The organism is Geobacillus sp. CX412 (assembly GCF_027942335.1).
GTDB classification, from domain to species: domain Bacteria; phylum Bacillota; class Bacilli; order Bacillales; family Anoxybacillaceae; genus Parageobacillus_B; species Parageobacillus_B toebii.
This window is the reverse complement of record NZ_CP103461.1, coordinates 1,600,503-1,617,056: the sequence shown is the minus strand read 5'-3', so window position 1 is coordinate 1,617,056 and position 16,554 is coordinate 1,600,503. Positions and strand designations below refer to the sequence as shown.

The 16,554-nt window shown below is 39.9% G+C and carries 17 protein-coding genes and 5 pseudogenes; 12 read left to right on the top strand and 10 right to left on the bottom strand.

The features are described 5' to 3' along the window. Nucleotides 1-12: 12 nt before the first annotated feature. A pseudogene (locus tag NXM86_RS08655) lies at nucleotides 13-297 on the bottom strand (IS5/IS1182 family transposase); the annotation flags it as partial. After that, nucleotides 203-787, bottom strand: coding sequence for a transposase (locus NXM86_RS08650; protein ID WP_498958928.1), 585 nt, complete (start codon nucleotides 785-787; stop codon nucleotides 203-205). The gene NXM86_RS08650 and the pseudogene NXM86_RS08655, both read right to left, overlap by 95 nt. 142 nt (nucleotides 788-929) lie before the next feature. Here NXM86_RS08650 and NXM86_RS08645 point away from each other — a divergent pair, with 142 nt between their 5' ends. The 3 genes from NXM86_RS08645 (at nucleotide 930) to NXM86_RS08635 (ending at nucleotide 3,059) form a co-directional block, all read left to right on the top strand. Further along, on the top strand, nucleotides 930-1,490 hold the full coding sequence (locus NXM86_RS08645) for a DUF2278 family protein (protein ID WP_498958926.1): 561 nt from the start codon (nucleotides 930-932) through the stop codon (nucleotides 1,488-1,490). A 135-nt stretch (nucleotides 1,491-1,625) separates the two neighbouring features. Continuing rightward, the gene (locus NXM86_RS08640) at nucleotides 1,626-1,691 is read left to right on the top strand and encodes a hypothetical protein (RefSeq protein ID WP_498959014.1); all 66 of its coding nucleotides are present in this window, start codon (nucleotides 1,626-1,628) and stop codon (nucleotides 1,689-1,691) included. Between the two features lie 165 nt (nucleotides 1,692-1,856). Beyond that, the gene (locus tag NXM86_RS08635) at nucleotides 1,857-3,059 is read left to right on the top strand and encodes a chromate transporter (RefSeq protein WP_498958925.1); all 1,203 of its coding nucleotides are present in this window, start codon (nucleotides 1,857-1,859) and stop codon (nucleotides 3,057-3,059) included. A 246-nt stretch (nucleotides 3,060-3,305) separates the two neighbouring features. Here the strand turns inward: NXM86_RS08635 and NXM86_RS08630 are convergent. Both NXM86_RS08630 and NXM86_RS08625 read right to left on the bottom strand, forming a co-directional pair. Further along, nucleotides 3,306-3,793, bottom strand: a pseudogene (locus NXM86_RS08630) (ISL3 family transposase); the annotation flags it as partial. A 252-nt stretch (nucleotides 3,794-4,045) separates the two neighbouring features. Then, nucleotides 4,046-4,906 carry an oxidoreductase gene (locus tag NXM86_RS08625; protein ID WP_498958923.1) on the bottom strand — a complete coding sequence of 287 codons (861 nt, stop codon included), beginning with the start codon at nucleotides 4,904-4,906 and terminating at the stop codon, nucleotides 4,046-4,048. A gap of 160 nt (nucleotides 4,907-5,066) precedes the next feature. Here NXM86_RS08625 and NXM86_RS08620 point away from each other — a divergent pair, with 160 nt between their 5' ends. The 4 genes and pseudogenes from NXM86_RS08620 to NXM86_RS08605 all read left to right on the top strand — a co-directional run bounded on the left by NXM86_RS08620 (nucleotide 5,067) and on the right by NXM86_RS08605 (nucleotide 8,422). Next, nucleotides 5,067-6,494, top strand: coding sequence for an FAD-binding protein (locus NXM86_RS08620; protein ID WP_498958922.1), 1,428 nt, complete (start codon nucleotides 5,067-5,069; stop codon nucleotides 6,492-6,494). Next, nucleotides 6,491-7,030 (top strand): MFS transporter, encoded by a 540-nt coding sequence (locus NXM86_RS08615; RefSeq protein WP_081189904.1) that lies wholly within the window; start codon nucleotides 6,491-6,493, stop codon nucleotides 7,028-7,030. The genes NXM86_RS08620 and NXM86_RS08615 overlap by 4 nt, the downstream gene beginning before the upstream one ends. 72 nt (nucleotides 7,031-7,102) lie before the next feature. After that, nucleotides 7,103-7,420, top strand: a pseudogene (locus tag NXM86_RS08610) (M28 family peptidase); the annotation flags it as partial. 111 nt (nucleotides 7,421-7,531) lie between these two features. Continuing rightward, on the top strand, nucleotides 7,532-8,422 hold the full coding sequence (locus NXM86_RS08605; RefSeq protein ID WP_015863779.1) for an ISNCY family transposase: 891 nt from the start codon (nucleotides 7,532-7,534) through the stop codon (nucleotides 8,420-8,422). A 286-nt stretch (nucleotides 8,423-8,708) separates the two neighbouring features. On the opposite strand, the pseudogene NXM86_RS08600 reads toward NXM86_RS08605, so the two are convergent. From NXM86_RS08600 to NXM86_RS08580, 5 genes and pseudogenes are all read right to left on the bottom strand, one after another. Then, a pseudogene (locus NXM86_RS08600) lies at nucleotides 8,709-8,922 on the bottom strand (oxidoreductase); the annotation flags it as partial. Next, complete coding sequence (locus NXM86_RS08595) at nucleotides 8,865-9,035, bottom strand: hypothetical protein (protein ID WP_328266980.1); 171 nt, start codon at nucleotides 9,033-9,035, stop codon at nucleotides 8,865-8,867. The pseudogene NXM86_RS08600 and the gene NXM86_RS08595, both read right to left, overlap by 58 nt. Before the next feature lie 21 nt (nucleotides 9,036-9,056). Further along, complete coding sequence (locus NXM86_RS08590; RefSeq protein ID WP_498958920.1) at nucleotides 9,057-10,004, bottom strand: cation diffusion facilitator family transporter; 948 nt, start codon at nucleotides 10,002-10,004, stop codon at nucleotides 9,057-9,059. Nucleotides 10,005-10,018: 14 nt separating this feature from the next. Then, nucleotides 10,019-10,327 carry an ArsR/SmtB family transcription factor gene (locus NXM86_RS08585; RefSeq protein WP_289642739.1) on the bottom strand — a complete coding sequence of 103 codons (309 nt, stop codon included), beginning with the start codon at nucleotides 10,325-10,327 and terminating at the stop codon, nucleotides 10,019-10,021. 114 nt (nucleotides 10,328-10,441) lie between these two features. After that, nucleotides 10,442-10,669: a hypothetical protein gene (locus NXM86_RS08580; RefSeq protein ID WP_328266978.1), complete on the bottom strand. Its 228-nt coding sequence runs from the start codon at nucleotides 10,667-10,669 to the stop codon at nucleotides 10,442-10,444. Nucleotides 10,670-11,160: 491 nt separating this feature from the next. Here NXM86_RS08580 and NXM86_RS08575 point away from each other — a divergent pair, with 491 nt between their 5' ends. Both NXM86_RS08575 and NXM86_RS08570 read left to right on the top strand, forming a co-directional pair. Continuing rightward, nucleotides 11,161-11,391 carry a hypothetical protein gene (locus tag NXM86_RS08575; RefSeq protein WP_254866620.1) on the top strand — a complete coding sequence of 77 codons (231 nt, stop codon included), beginning with the start codon at nucleotides 11,161-11,163 and terminating at the stop codon, nucleotides 11,389-11,391. Nucleotides 11,392-11,991: 600 nt separating this feature from the next. Then, nucleotides 11,992-12,441, top strand: a complete 450-nt coding sequence (locus NXM86_RS08570; RefSeq protein WP_328266977.1) for a hypothetical protein — start codon at nucleotides 11,992-11,994, stop codon at nucleotides 12,439-12,441. A gap of 422 nt (nucleotides 12,442-12,863) precedes the next feature. On the opposite strand, the gene NXM86_RS08565 is transcribed toward NXM86_RS08570, so the two are convergent. Further along, nucleotides 12,864-13,241 carry a hotdog domain-containing protein gene (locus NXM86_RS08565; protein ID WP_498958916.1) on the bottom strand — a complete coding sequence of 126 codons (378 nt, stop codon included), beginning with the start codon at nucleotides 13,239-13,241 and terminating at the stop codon, nucleotides 12,864-12,866. A 343-nt stretch (nucleotides 13,242-13,584) separates the two neighbouring features. Here NXM86_RS08565 and NXM86_RS08560 point away from each other — a divergent pair. The 3 genes and pseudogenes from NXM86_RS08560 to NXM86_RS08550 all read left to right on the top strand — a co-directional run bounded on the left by NXM86_RS08560 (nucleotide 13,585) and on the right by NXM86_RS08550 (nucleotide 16,423). Beyond that, nucleotides 13,585-14,771, top strand: a pseudogene (locus NXM86_RS08560) (ISL3 family transposase). Between the two features lie 636 nt (nucleotides 14,772-15,407). Beyond that, a complete protein-coding gene (locus NXM86_RS08555; protein WP_097354516.1) occupies nucleotides 15,408-15,599 on the top strand; it encodes a hypothetical protein in 192 nt (63 codons plus the stop codon). After that, nucleotides 15,599-16,423, top strand: coding sequence for a serine/threonine protein kinase (locus NXM86_RS08550; protein WP_498958915.1), 825 nt, complete (start codon nucleotides 15,599-15,601; stop codon nucleotides 16,421-16,423). The genes NXM86_RS08555 and NXM86_RS08550 overlap by 1 nt, the downstream gene beginning before the upstream one ends. The last annotated feature ends 131 nt before the right edge of the window (nucleotides 16,424-16,554 follow it).

The following is a 16,554-nucleotide window of genomic DNA, read 5'->3' as shown; positions in this document are numbered from 1 at the left end:
ATACTTGGCAATGGCAGGAGTTTTATATCCTGCGTCTACACACACGGCTTCCGGACATGATTGGATTTCCCGTTTCACTCGTTCGAACAGCACAAAAAACGCTTGACTGTCATGGACGTTGGCTGCCGTCACGTAGGTCTGTAGAATCCATCCGTTGCGATCACAAGCTGTATGATACGAATAGGCAAACACTCGCTCCCGTTCATTTTTCACCAACAGTCCGCTCTCCGGATCCGTTTTGCTTACTTTTACTTCCCGTTTTTTTTTTTTTCTCAGATGGCAACGGCGATTTTCCATGAGCGATCCGATCCCGTTCGATTTCTTTTTCGAGTTCCTGTTGGTAGGCTTTGGCTTCGACTTCTGCCATTTCCGTTGTAAACTTCTTTTTATTGGCGCTTGCTTTGACATGAGTGGAGTCTACGTACAAGACACTCGAATCTACCAATCCGTGTTCAAAGGCTTCTTTTAAAATCCGTGAAAAAATTTGATGGAATACATCCGTTCCAGCGAAACGACGCGCATAGTTTTTACTTGGCGTCGAGTGATGAGGAACGGGATCATGAAGACTAAGTCCTAAAAACCAACGGTAGGCGACGTTGGTTCGGATTTGTTCGACGGTTTCACGCATGGAGCGAATCCCAAATACATACTGAATCAAATACATTTTAAACAACATCACTGGATCAATGCTCGGACGTCCATGATCAGGAGAGTAGAGATCTTTCACCACATCAAGGAGGGAGGGAAAGTTCAAAAATCCATCGTTCTCCCTCTTTTCGTTCTCCATGAATAAGAAAGCCTGGTAAAGTGATCAAATCTTTGATAAACTGAGATTGCATGCGAAATTTCCTCCATGGTTGATGGTTTGGTCACCTTTACCATACAGGAAATTTCGCATTTTTTGTACCCTTGATCAGAAAACAACCTGATTGTCAAGTACATTTTGTGGTGAAGAGCCAGTATTATATTTTGTTGGTGAGGATTTCCATTCAGAAGATATTACAAAGTTACCTGACTTAGAGTTTGGTTTTACTCCTATAAAAAATAATAATCCAAACATTGGGCTTGATTATATAAGAGGAAGTTTATTCGATCCAGGAAAAATGATTCCCCTCCCAGCTGATGTAGAGGGGCCAGACAACGATTTAAACGAAAAGATTCAACATTATATTAAGCAAGCTATTGATAAGAAGGCAATCATATACGCTTTTGGAGAGAGATGGGGCCCAGAGCAAAATAAGTCTGATAAGTATTTTGGTTTTTCACCTGGTAACGGTATACATGATATTCATATGAACCAAGGAAATGTGGGGAGATGGAAAAAAGATAACGGGATATGGCAAGATGGGGGGATTCTCATACATTTTGAACAAGAGAAAAGGTGGGTATCCATTTTTCTAGCTTTCCAATCTCAATCCTGGTGTACAGATGGGAAGGGGAATGCAATCAAACCGGTAGAAGAATGTAACCATAAAAATGTTAATAGGTAAACAATGCCATAAGTATCTTCCAATAATGTTTTGTTACACTGTTTCTTCGTGATAATTAATTGTCAAAAACAGGCATAGAAAAAATACAGAGAGATAAAACAGCAAAGAAAAGAAGATGAAAAAAACCGTAAAGAAGTGTTGATGGTGGTTGCTATCGTTGTTTTATTTATTCTGCTGAATGCTTTTTTCAAAGCTTTTTAACGTGAATCATCTTCGTGGTAAAATATATTCTTGTCCACTCTACTATACGTTAGTAAAAAGATAATTCAAGTTAGCACTACACTTAAACTCCTTTTACTGTTACGCTCTATGTATCTATTGTGTCACGTATTATATTCCGAAATGATCATTAGGGGAGAATAAGAGATGGACCAAGAAAATGAGATGCAACGGGAACAAAGAGGTTCTGTTTGGGAAGTATTGAAGACAGCTACTCGACTAGGATTGACTTCTTTTGGAGGGCCTATTGCTCATTTAGGATATTTTCGAGAAGAATATGTGAACCGGCGAAAATGGTTAGATGAAAAAACATATGCCGATTTGGTAGCACTGTGTCAATTTTTGCCGGGTCCGGCGAGCAGTCAGGTTGGCATGGGGATTGGGTTTATACGAGCTGGTTTTTGGGGAGCTATTGCTGCCTGGGTTGGATTTACTCTTCCCTCCGCCATTGCACTTATCTTGTTGGCCTATTTTTTAAAAGGAACTTCCTTCCGTGAGACAGGCTGGCTCCATGGATTGCTGGTTGTGGCAGTCGCTGTAGTCGCTCAAGCGGTGTGGGGCATGGCCAAAAACTTTGCGTCCGATCCGCCGCGTGCCACCATTGCAATCGCAGCGGCTATGTTGGCTTTAATGATTCCGAGTGTTTTTAGCCAAGTGGGAATCATTGTTGGCGCTGGAATCGTAGGGTGGTTTTTATTCCGAAACACGCCAGATTCAAAACCAGTTCCGATGTCTATTTCGTTTAATAAAAAGGCAGCCAGTGCCTTGCTCATTTTATTTTTTGCTTTGTTAGGGCTGCTTCCTGTAGTCCGTCAGTTCACTGGTTCTAATCTGGTTGCACTTTTTGATAGCTTCTATCGCTCTGGCGCCTTGGTATTCGGCGGAGGACATGTTGTGCTTCCCTTGCTACAAGCAGAAGTGGTTTCTACAGGATGGTTAACAGCCAATCAATTTTTAGCTGGGTACGGAGCAGCACAAGCAGTACCCGGGCCATTGTTTACCTTCGCATCGTACTTAGGAATGATTAGTTTTGGATGGGAAGGAGCTGTAGTGGCAACTCTTGCTATTTTTCTTCCTTCTTTTCTGTTAATCATCGGAGCCCTTCCTTTTTGGAATTGGCTTCGTCATCATCCCCATTTTCAAGCAGCACTGTACGGCATCAATGCAGCGGTTGTGGGCATCTTACTTGCAGCACTATACCATCCTGTATGGACGAAGGCGATTAAAAGCCCGTTAGATTTTTGCCTTGCTTTAGCTGCCTTTGGATTATTAACGGTCTGGAAGTGTCCGCCTTGGATTGTCGTTGTATTTTCCGCCGCCACAGGGGCTCTTCTTTCCTTTGTTTCGTAAAATATCCGCCAGCAAAGCCGGATTCGCTTTTAAGGGAACTCGGCTTTTTCTAAATTTAGGGTCTTCACCATTTTCTGTGATTTCTACTCAATCCTAGTACATGTTAGCTGGATGAAATAGGTTCATCAGTCAGGATCCTTCTTCCGCATACAGACCACGAAGTTGGTAGAATGGAAACAGTCAAGTGCTTTCCTTGACGGGTTCCATTCTACCAACTATCATACCGATAGCGGAAGAAGGGAGCGCTTAAGCAGCCTGACTGCCTGTAGTGTTCCCTGTACACTCCAGAAATACACGCAAACGAAACCGTTCTCGATTTCGATAGCCATATGCCCGGCGTTTGATGTTTTTGATCTTGTGATTCGTCCCCTCAATTCGGGCATTCGTATATGGGCACAAAAAGTAGGAAAGAATAGGCTCCTTCCACCTTTCAAGCGTGTTGGCTGCTTCCTGAAAAGAAGCAAAAGGGCTCTGTTTGGCTAACTTAATCCATTCTTCCAAGCGTTCCTTTGCTTCATTATATCCATCGGTTCGGTAAAAATCCCGAAACAACTCTTTCAGATAATAAGCAATGGAAAGGCCGGATACTCCTCCAAGATATCGTCTAATCGAAGCCGTTGGTCCTTACGAAGCTTTTCACAGCCTTTTAAGAGAAGATATCGAGCCTTTTTCCATGGAGAAAATTCCTTTCTTGCTTGATCCAAGGCTTGTGTCACTTTTTGAACCACATGGTACAAGTGGCAAACCCACAATGAGGGCAACGTTCCTGTGTCTCTGTTTTCTCTACATGAATCGCATAACCAAAAGAAATTCGTGTTTAATCACTTTAAATTCTGGCAATCCTAGTGATATAGAAAGCACTTACGAGACCTCCTTAATGTTTATTTCACCGCTAACATTATTGCTAGGATCTCGTCAGTGCTTTCTCTTTTTTGTCACTAAATCACAAATCTTCACCTCCATATTTTTGAATGAAAGTCCCAGCATCACGATCTCTCCCAAAGCCGTTTTGTCACCATCCGCTCCCACCACTTCCACGGCAGCACATGTTTCAAGACAATTCCTAATTTCACGCCTTTGCCAACCGGATACCGCAATTTCGGATAGGGAGACTTCGCCACTTGCACAATCTGTCGGATCACTTCATCCAGAGCAGGTGCCGTGTCGGCAACCTGATTGACATATTTCAAAATCGCCTTCATCTCTTTCGCATAAGGAGAATTCGGATGGATCGTTACCGCTCCCAACCCTTTTGACCAGATATCTGTTTTATAGGACCCCGGCTCAATCAAAACTACATGAACGCCATACGGCAGCATCTCTAAACGCAAAGACTCGCTGAATCCTTCCACCGCAAACTTGGATGCCACATAAGGTCCCATAGAAGGGAATCCGATCCGTCCGCTGATGCTGCTTATATTCACAATCTTGCCGCTTCTGCGTTCCCGCATCGACGGCAAAACAGCTTTCGTTACTGCCACCAAGCCGAAAAAATTAGTTTCAAATTGCCGCCCCCATTCTTCAACAGCAAGTTCCTCCGTGAAGCCGCCCGCTGCATAACCCGCATTGTTCACCAACAGATCAATTCGTCCGTAGCGGCGAATCACATCCTGAATCACCGTTTCCACGGCGGAAAAATCGGTCACATCCAATTGGACAATCTCAATTCGATCTGTTACACCCGCTTCTTTAGCTGCCGCTTCCAGCCGTCCTTTGTTATTCAGGTTTCTCATTGAAGCCAGCACGCGATAGCCTTCGCCGGCAAGTACCACACTTGTCAGCAAACCAAAGCCGCTTGAAGCTCCTGTAACAAACGCAACCGGTTGTTTGTCAGAAGTCTGATCCACAAGATTCCCTCCAGCTATTAACTATTTCTAACTATTGGAATTGTATCATAAAAATAATGGAATAAATTTTGCGAAATTTGTTTCAAGAAGGATAATTGTATGCGAATGGTCGAACTGTATCTTCAGTAAGAGAAGCGATGCAAATAGAGAGGTGGTTCGGATGAACAGATCTTGGATTATATTGGTAGTCGTTTATATCCTTGGCTTTTCTTTTTCGGTATACCGCTACACACAACTTCCGCTGATAGTCGAGGATTCGGGAAAATTGCTGCCAACTTCGATTAAACAAATTCGCTCGGCTACTGATGAACGGTCTCTTCAAGAATGGATTCAAGCGGCTGCCAAACAAGGAGAAAAAATTTCTGTGGCTGGCATGCAGCACAGCCAGGGCGGACATACCTATTACCCCGGTGGGATCATGATTGACATGAAATCGTACGATAAAATCTTAGCATATCACCCAGAAGCAAAAATGATACGCGTTCAAAGCGGAATTACTTGGGAAAAAATCCAACAACACATAAATCCTGATGGTTTGGCGATACGAGTCATGCAATCGCAAAATATTTTCACCGTTGGCGGTTCATTGAGTGTGAATGTCCACGGTCGAGATATTCGCTATGGCTCTTTGTTGGATTCTGTGGAATCATTCCGTTTGCTGCAGGCCGATGGTTCTATTATTGAAGTAAGCCGAACGCAACATCCGGAACTATTTAATCTTGTCATCGGCGGCTATGGGTTATTTGGGATTATTTTAGATGTTACACTGAAATTGACAGATGACGAGCTTTACCAAATGTATACCCATAAAATAGATTACAAAGATTATGCCTCTTATTTTAAAGAGAAAGTACGAGCCAATCCTGCTATTCGGATGCATATGGCTCGCATTTCCGCTGCTCCTGAGTCTTTCTTAAAAGAAATGTATGTGACCAATTATTTATTGTATGAAGACCAATCCCTTCGTGAAAAATATCAACCATTGAAAAAAGAAACGATCATTGCCTTGCCGAAATTTTTGTTAGGATTATCACGATACAGTGATTGGGGGAAGCAAATACTCTGGGATACACAGCTTGCTTATTTCCAAAGCAAAAATGGCGACCTCATTACTAGAAATAACGTGATGCGCTCCGAAAGCCAATTTATGGAGTATGAAAACTCGAACAGAACAGAAATCCTTCAAGAATATTTTGTTCCTGTTGATGAATTCGCTTCTTATATCGATGATTTACGGAAACTTCTGAAAAGAGAGGACTTGAATTTATTGAATATCACCATACGGTATGTGGAAGAAGACAAGCAAGCGGTTCTTTCGTATGCGAAAGAAGACATGTTTGCCTTAGTGCTCTTAATCAATCAGGGGCGAAGCGCAAAAGAAGTAGAAAAGACGCAAAAGGTCTTGAGGAAGATGATTGATGTTACTTTAGATCACCGAGGTTCTTATTATCTCCCTTATTATCCGTATCCAACGAAAGAACAACTGCATAGAGCCTATCCAAGAGCCAAAGAGTTTTTTGAAAAAAAACGCCAATATGATCCCGATGAGGTTTTCGTCAATCTCTTCTACAAGGAGTATGGAAAATGAATTATCAACGATTTGTAGCAGCGCAAAGTTTCGTTATGACAGCAGGCAGCATTGTGTTTCCATTTTACTTATTATTTATTCGAAATATCGGTGATAGCTATTCGCAATTCGGCTTGGCTTATGGTTTATTTGCTTTGACAGCGGCTTTATCCCATGTATGGATTGGGAAGCTCACGGACCGTTATGGCGATCGCATAATGTTGTTAGTATATGCATGGGGGATGGCTGGGTTGATGTTATTGATTCCTATTTCAACAGAAATATGGCAAATATACTTTATCCAGATTGTGATGGGATTGCTTGGTGCCGTTCAAAAAACGACAGAAAAGACCAGCCTTTCCAGATTCACTGAACCCGCTACCGCTGGAAAAACAATTGGTTACTATCATTTTTGGACATCGATTTGGCCAGCAATCGCCGTCATTGCCACCGGCTATCTCATCGATTTCTTAACGATTGGGAGTTTATTTTATTTCGCGTCTTTGCTATATATGGCAGCCGCACTTAAATTAGCATCCACTGTTAATAGAAATTAGCGATGGATGGCCAGGATTTTTGGAAATTATACTTAATGTAAGATGGTAATTTAGAAATATTTTACTTTTTGTGAACAATTTGCAAATTTCGGACGTACAGAAAACAATGGAGTAACTCGTTTATCATTGTCTGAAGAGGATAAATTAGCTTGAGATTATTTTTGTTCTTGTTGCGAAGAATTAGGTATGTCCATAAAGATCGATGATATGGGGAATATTTATGCTACTTTAGAAGGGCTTGAAAACAGGCCGCCAATAGTGATAGGTTCGCATTTAGATACTGTAAAAAATGGCGGACGGTTTGATGGAGTCTTAGGAGTGGTTGCTGGTTTAGAGGTGGTACGAACTTTATTAGAAAATAATATTAAACCACAAATCCCACTCATGATTGAACGTGTTGCAAAACGCATAACGAATGCATAAATGCACATAAAAAATCCACCACCTTGGAAATCATATATAGTGATCAAAAAAACAACTCTCCAAGGGGTGGACACTATTATGATTTCCAATTGGAACAGCGAACATGCATGGACTTATGAAATTGACCCAATTTTAGAAGCATTATTTCGGTATATCGACTCGCTATCATTGCCGGAAACACCGTATGTGACAGGAAGACCGCCGGTGTCGAAAAAATCGTTGTTGAAATGTTTCTTTTTGAAAACCTATTTTTCCATTGATTCCTTGCGAAAATTAGTGCGCATCCTGCAGCGTTTTCGCTGTTTTCAACGGGCCTGTGGGCTTGGTGAAGTCCCTCACCTTTCTACGTTTTCCCGTGCGGCGAAGTGGTTCCGGGAACAAGGATTTCCTGTTTTTCATGCACAGCTGCTCAAAGATCTAGAAGTACGTTATCCGCAAATCGTGCTGATCGACAGCACGGCCCTTCGAAGCAGTCTTTACGATTCACAGGCGAAGTGGGGAGTGTCCACCCGATATCACTGGTTTAAAGGATATAAACTCCATCTCTGCACCACCGCCGAGGGAATCATTTTATCTCATGTGTTGACCACAGCGAATCGAAATGATGCGGCAGTAGCACCAGAATTGCTTGTTTCTTTAAAGCAGTGGGATATCGAATTGGTATTGGGCGATGCCGCGTATGACAGTGAAAAGGTTCGTCAAACAGCAGAGCAGTCAGGAATCCTATTCATTTCCCCTATCAACCGCCGCAATAGCAAGGAACGAAAAGATGCCTATGGCCGGGTTCTTCCTGTCTTTTTGAAAACGAGATTTGGCCAATGGCTGTTTGGACTTCGTCGTGAGATTGAACGAGTATTTAATGAGTTAAAGAGTGACGGGTTGGAACAGCCAAGATGGTATGGATTTCATCGATATGTACTGCATGTGTTATGTTGCATCCTTATGCATAACTTCGAGTTTTTACTCTAGTTTTGCAACACCATCTTTAAAAAGAAAAAAGACTAACGACTCGAGCTGTTAGCTAACACTGTTCCGTCAACTGGTTCAGGGGTTGTTTTAATTTGGTTCGGATCGCGTTTTTGAGCATGGATCTTAAATTTTTATACTTCTTCAATAACCTCATTTTTTTACTCTCCATCTTCATTGAAAAACAACGTATATATTTCGTTGATTAGTTCATCTTCTTGCTGTATGAAGTTTATTGTTTCACTTTTGTATTCCATTGATCACTTTTTCGAAAATCGTTTTAAAATCTTCAACAAGGGTTTAAAATATTACTTATCAAATACTCTGCATCGGCACCCACTCCTCCAATAAGAGAAGATCCCCTTCGATACTGCCACGGCAATCCCAAGAAGTACAGTCCTTGTACAGAAGTTACCCCTTTGGTGAATGGGCTTTCCTCTATTGTCTAAAACATTCGGGATTTGAATCCAACTGTAATCAGAAGAAAATCCAACATCTCCGATTCGATTTTCCTTCCAACAATAGCAAACAATATATTATTTTGTTTTAGATAATATCCCATCGCTAATCCCGCTTGACCCGCACCGATAACAAGAACATCAACGTTTTGTTGCATTTCAATCAGCTCCGAAAAGGGTTAGACTTTCATTTCCCCGTGATGGATTTGAGAGGTTTCAATTTGAATGGTTGTATGCAGAATCTTAAATTTTTCTTCAATCATGTGAATAGCATCTTGTAAAACCTTTTGGCTGTCTTGATGATCTTCAATCAAAATATGGCAACTTAATGAATCCAACCCTGATGTAATCGTCCAAATATGGAGGTCGTGAACGTTAATCACTCCTTCAATACTTTCTAAGGATTTTTTCACTTCATTTTGATCAATGGTAATGGGCGTTCCTTCCATCAAAATATGAACCGTATGTTTAATCACTCCCCAAGCGCCTTTCAAGATTAATAAAGCAACCAAAACGGAAATAATGGGATCTGCCACATACCAACCAAAGATCCACATGACAAGCCCAGCAACGATAGCGCCTACGGAACCCAGAGCATCACCGATCACATGAAGATAGGCACTACGAAGATTGACATTATTTTTCACATCCCCTTTTCTCATTAACGCCCAAGCACTTAAAAGATTGGCAAACAGACCAATGGACGCAATGATCATCATAGAGCCGCTAGCTACCGTTGGTGGGTTGTAAAAACGTTCAATTGCTTCCCAAATAATAAATCCAGCGATAACAAACAAGGTAACTCCATTAAATAAAGCGGCTAAAATTTCAAAACGATAAAAGCCATACGTTTTATTGGGGGAAGCTGGTTTGGTGGCAAACCAAATAGCAACTAGACTAAGAACAAGTGAACTGGCATCACTAAGCATATGACCAGAGTCAGAAAGAAGAGCTAGACTGTTTGTGATTAAACCTCCAAAAAACTCTAACAACATAATTCCAGCGGTAATGAGAAAGGCAATCGTAAGCCCTTTTTTATTCCGTTCTCTACTGTGATCATGATGGTGTCCGTGGTGATGGTGATGACCATGGTGGTCGTGAGAATGATGGTGGTGATGATGATGCATGATAAAACGCCTCCTTAATGATGTTCAGCATGGTCAATGGCTTGTTTTAATAATGAAATAACGTGTTCGTCATCACAGGAGTAAAACAGTGTTTTTCCTTCACGGCGATACTTAACCAGTCTCAGATTGCGCAACATACTAAGTTGGTGGGAAACGGCTGATTGTGAAATTTCCAACACTTCTGCAATGTGATTGACATTGCACTCTTCTTGCGATAACAAATAAAGAATTTTGATTCGTGTTGGATCGGCTAATACTTTAAATATGCGCGATACATTTTCAATGGTTTCAGATTTTAGGAAAGAATGGTCTTCGGTCTTCATGATGATTTCCCTCACTTTATTTATTATATATGAGCATATGTCATTGTATGTATCATATTTTACCTTCATTTTTTTGTCAAGTTTAGGAAATATTTTTTCATGAAAATGGGTGGTTTAGATAATAATGAATGAGGGGGAGACTGAGGACAAACGTTCAGGTGGAAAAATCGGACTTGCAACATGCCGATTTAAGGGGATAAAAAGGACAGCAGCAAACTGTCCTTTCCTAATATCAGCATTAAATTCTTCTTCAAGTTCCCGTATGACGTTATCCTCACTACTTGTTTGTTGTGTTTGTTCCTCTTTTTTCTTAGTTTCTTTCTTGTCTTTATCCCTATTCATTAGAAACCTCCGTATGAATGCAGTTTATCGATCGATTCAAAATGACCACTTTTTATTGTTCGTTTTCGATTTCATTTTTAGCATCCTTCTTGTTACGTTCTGTATACCATATCATCTTCACATTTCAATTGTGTCACATCCGCTTTCATACTTTTAGCGATGTCTTGAGTTCTGATGAAATAACAAAAACTCCCGAAAGAACCATTTTTGGATTATTTTCTCTACACATCCGCTAGATTATTCTTTGGGATAACATACAAAAAGGCACAATTTAACATAACGGGTTCGGTTGTTGAGTATAAAATTGAAAAAAGTAATACAAAAAGGAGTTCAATTCGCATATGAATTGGACTCCTTTTATTTGTTGATATATCAATGTTTTATTGAATTTATCACCATTAATCGCATTATAATTAGCAAGTGACTGCTGACCAACAGACAGTATTCCAAATATGTGTTAAAATTGATGCTAATTGGACATAAATTCATTGATGCCTTCCCTTTATCGTGTATTTGCCAAAGAAATTCGCTTATCTAATGCCCACCATTTTCTTTGTCAAACGGATAAAACAAAATCTCGGAAACAAGCTCGTGAGGAATTTATTCAAGCAGGAGTGGATTTAATCAACTGGGGAATTAACTTTGGTTATGATTACAAGTTCTTTGCAGAAATTGGCTTTTCTGAAACTGGAAGAATTATTTCATACACACCAATTTCATAAGAAAGTCATTTCAGGTGGCAGCAGTCATTATGAATACGCTGATAATTCGATTGAACATCCACTTGCGACAATTGACAGAGGATTTCGATGAATTGATTGTACAACCAATCTTTCATCATTCGACCCAAAGGACATTGCTAATCGTGAATGACAACGCCACGAGTACCTTTATCCAGCACATTCGAAGACGGCTATCTATTTTAGAAAGACCATTGATAACAGCTCGTGGTGACGGAAAAAGCTATATCTATTCAAACTTTAACTCAAAGTATGCTCAAATGGCTCTTACCATACTTCGGACTTACTACAATTTTTGTTTAGCATACAAAACAAAGGAGACAGTAGGAACACCTGCTCAACGATTAGGCATTGCAAAAAAACAATTTGATTTAAAAGAAATAATTCTATATGCAATAACCTTAAGGGATTTGATATTTTATAGGACCAAATCAGTATACGATTTGTTTTTTATTTTTTGCTGAAATATCAATATTTTTTGACTAAATCCTTTCTAATGATTTTGGTATTTTATGTTAAATTCAATATATAGATTACTCAGAAAGTTAGCAAAGGGAAAATTAACCCATGAGGGGGAAGTGTATGAAAAAGTTTTTAATTACATTATTAGTATTAATTGCGTTAGGCATTGGGGGGGATTTTGTTACTGAACTATTTAGTGCTAAACCACCTTTACCAACCATAACTGTTGGAGAAAAAAAGGTAGAAGTGGCACAAGGTTCGTATTGTTGGAATGGATTACTTAATTCTGTTTGTGCCGATACAAGTTCTCCGCCAGAACTCATTAAAAATCAAGAACTAAAACCTGTGGTTGTACCACCAGATTCCCAATTGAAAATAGAATTCAAAGATGATCCTAAAGAAAATACATTAGTAGTAAATAGATGGCTTACAAATGAAAAAACAGAAAATGTTCCAATAAATGATAATGTGATACTATTACCAAAAGAAAAAGGTGTATATGTGTATGATGTTTCAGCGAGATGGGAAAAGGGAGATTCAAGTTATGCCTTTGTAATTGAAGTACGGTAGTAACCTTTTAGTAACAGTCTTAATTTAACAAGTCAATATAATTTTAGTTTAAAACGCTTGGAATAAACCCAAGCGTTTTAATGTGCTTTTTACTTTGTTAAATTTGGTTCGAATTTTGTGCTAATTACGCTGTTATTTGTACTGTTTTTCTTGATTTTGTACTTCTGAACCGAACCCGTTAACTTAACATGCACCTTTTTAGTAAAGTCTTTTATAGAAAAACAAGTAAAATGAAACCAATACGATTATAGCCATGATAACGCAATATATTTTTGTAAACGTGCGTAAAGCTGTTCCAAAAATTTCTTTTTCCGTCACTGAAAGCATTACCCCCATCGCCAATCAGATAAAAATTAGGGAAACCCAATATCTAAGGGGTTCCCCTTCTAGCGCTCCAGTTAATTGAAGAAAGCATAAAGAATTTAAAGTATTACACCTGAAAAATCGCCTTTTAATACTACTTTTTCATTCTGATTTTTACATAAAAAGGATGCACTAATAGCTGTTCTATTATTTTCTTGCCTTTCGTATTTTTCAATTTTAACTTCACAAATTATTGTATCCCCTGTAAATACAGGTCTTAGAAACTCAAAATTCATCGTACGAGCCAGTACGTTATAATCTCCGCCAACTTTTGTCGGCAGAGTCGCCGTTAGTAACCCTTGAACTACAAGCCTTCCTTGTTCATCTAGGGTTATATGATGAATCCCTTTATCGCCTGAAATCTCTGTAAATAATTCAACATCCTTCACTGTAAAAGTCCGTTCAAACGTAATGATATCTCCTACTTTTAAAGACATATAAATCTCCCCCCCTGAAGTTTAAATACTGTTATGGTTACTTATAATCTGAATATTACAGCAATAATAAATAATGTTCAACTATTCAGAATATTATTTCGATGATGGCTACACATTAAATTTTGATAAGATAAGAATCATATTCGTTGCGATTTGTTCGATTTTTGGAGGCAATGCTAAACATCCCTTCTCTGTATTTCAAAATCCCGTTGACAATAAAGTAAACAATAATTTATTATGGTTCATCACCAAATTTTGTGATTTAGTGACAAAAAAGAGAAAGCACTGACGAGATCCTGGCAATAATGTTAGCGGTGAAATAAACATTAGGGAGGTCTCGTAAGTGCTTTCTATATCACTAGGATTGCCAGAATTTAAAGTGATTAAACAAGAACTTCTTTCCTATATGCGATTCATGTAGAGAAAACAGAGACACAGGAACGTTGCCCTCATTGTGGGTTTGCCACTTCCTCTGTCCACGACAGACGGACAAGAAAAGTACGGGATTTGGCGATTTTCCATCAACCGGTGTACTTGTTCGTAAAGGTAAAGCGCTATCGGTGCTGGAATTGTTCCCAAGTGTTTTCCGCCTCTTTGGAATCGATTCCACCCAATCAACACTACACCAATCGATTTTGTGAGTACTTGTATGAACTTTGCGAAGGCTCCACCATTCAAGAGGTTAGCCGAAAGCACCGCATCCCATATACAACATTGGAACGCATTTATTACTCCATCGCATCGAAAAAAGCAAAAGAGCGTCAAACAGCGATAGAAGCATCTTCTCAAGAAGGAATGGTGCTTAGTTTAGATGAAATCGCTGTAAAAAAGGGACATCAGTATGAAACTGTATTGATGGATGCCAGAGCCGGATCGGTCATGGGAATGCATGCCGATCGCCAATGTGACTCCGCCATCAACTTGTTGAGCCAAAATATCCTGTCGAAAGAAATGGTCCAAACGGTGATTCTTGACATGTGGGAACCTTATCATAAGGCGGTTCGCGCCCTGTTTCCATCTGCTTCGATTGTCATCGATAAGTACCATGTGGTTCAAAAAGTGACACAAGCCTTGGATCAAGCAAGAAAGGAATTTTCTCCATTGAAAAAGGCTCGATATCTTCTCTTAAAAGGCTGTGAAAAGCTTCGTAAGGACCAACGGCTTCGATTAGACGATATCTTGGAGGAGTATCCGGCACTTTCCATTGCTTATTATCTGAAAGAGTTGTTTCGGGATTTTTACCGAACCGATGGATATAATGAAGCAAAGGAACGCTTGGAAGAATGGATTAAGTTAGCCAAACAGAGCCCTTTTGCTTCTTTTCAGGAAGCAGCCAACACGCTTGAAAGGTGGAAGGAGCCTATTCTTTCCTACTTTTTGTGCCCATATACGAATGCCCGAATTGAGGGGACGAATCACAAGATCAAAAACATCAAACGCCGGGCATATGGCTATCGAAATCTAGAACGGTTTCGTTTGCGTGTATTTCTGGAGTGTACAGGGAACACTACAGGTAGTCAGGCTGCTTAGCGCTCCCTTCTTCCGCTATCGGTATGATAGTTGGTAGAATGGAACCCGTCAAGGAAAGCACTTGACTGTTTCCATTCTACCAACTTCGTGGTCTGTATGCGGAAGAAGGATCCTGACTGATGAACCTATTTCATCCAGCTAACATGTCTCTAGGATTGAGTAGAAATCACAGAAAATGGTGAAGACCCTTTATTATTAGGTTGGTTATAATTGTAAATATATATATTTACTTTTTTTAATTAATGTAAATATATATTTACTTTTTTTCTTTTGATCTAGTAAAATGCTTTACACAAAATTTTATACATCATCAAGCAAACTTCAACATTAGTTTCTAGTTTTAACTTCTTTTCTTTTACGCCTTTCTCCAATTATACCCTGAAATCCCAAAAAACATATGCAACTGTTTTTCCACTTCATCTAAAACACCGTTTCATCAAGAGATGTTCTCTTTGTTCATCGTGTCTGATTCTTGACATAATCCCACGGTATAACGACTAAAGCGGATGGATGATGGAACAGCACATCGTTCCATGCCATGGTGACATCCCCCTAAACAGGCGTGAATGATGAAACTTCTTTATTCCTATTTCGTATATAAATATAAAGCAATCTTATTGTAAAGGAGAAGGGCATATGTTAAAGAAAATCATCAAAGCATTGTTGAAAGAACACGTGCTTCATCAGCAACACCATAAAATACATTACAATAGCAGCGGCCATTATCCAAAGCATTATGCGAATATCCATCCTTCCCACTACGGCCATAAGCATTATAAAAAGAAACATCATAGCGGTAGTTTCTTTTCGAGCTTTTTTGGAAGCTAATGATGCGTTTTTTGTATCGTCACCCGGCGCTTGCTCGCTTATTTGAACGTCCGTATCGAAAAGGGAAGGTGATTCGGCGCCGCTATCAAATTATAGCAGAGCTTGGGATGGGAAGCTATGGCATTGCTTACGTGGCCACCGACTTGCAGACAGGCAGGAAAGTCGTTGTCAAACAAAGCAGAAAAACAAAAGGGAAAGAAAGCGAGCTGTCCTTAAAGCGGGAAGCAGATATATTAAGGCGGCTTAATCATCCGCAAATTCCAGCGTTGTATGATACGTTCCTGGAAAATGGAACCCCCCATCTCGTAATGGACTATATTGAAGGAGAGACAGTTGAAGCGCTTATTTTTGAAAAGGGAAAAACGTATACAGAACGTGAAGCGTTTCAATTATTGCGGAATGTGCTCGCCGTAGTCGAATATATTCATGCCAACAACATTGTCCATCGCGATTTGCGCATTCCGAATATTTTGCTGCGCGACGGTACCGTATTTGTGATCGATTTCGGATTAGCGCGTTTTTTTGGCGAGCCCGTTCCTCATATCGAAACGTATGTACCTGAAAAAAAGCTGCGGCGCGATACTCACCCAAAAAGCGACTTTTACGCGTTAGGGCACTTTACCTTATTTTTGTTATATTCCTCGTACGAGCCGAAAATAGAGGAAGAAAAAAGTTGGGAAGAAGAGCTGTCCATTTCCGAAGACGCCCGTTTCATACTGCGGAGAATGCTGCAAATTGATCAACCATACGATCATATTTACACGCTAATAAACGATGTAGATCAGCTGATTGGAAATGGGCCAAAACGCATTATCGTTTCATAGTGCGGCAATTAACTGTATAAATGAAGGAGCGCGTGTGAACCAACTGATCCATTTAAACCTTCTTTTATCGACGGGATTGGGCAGTTTTGCCCAATCGTTTATTTATGTTGGCGCTTACTATGTGGCTGCCA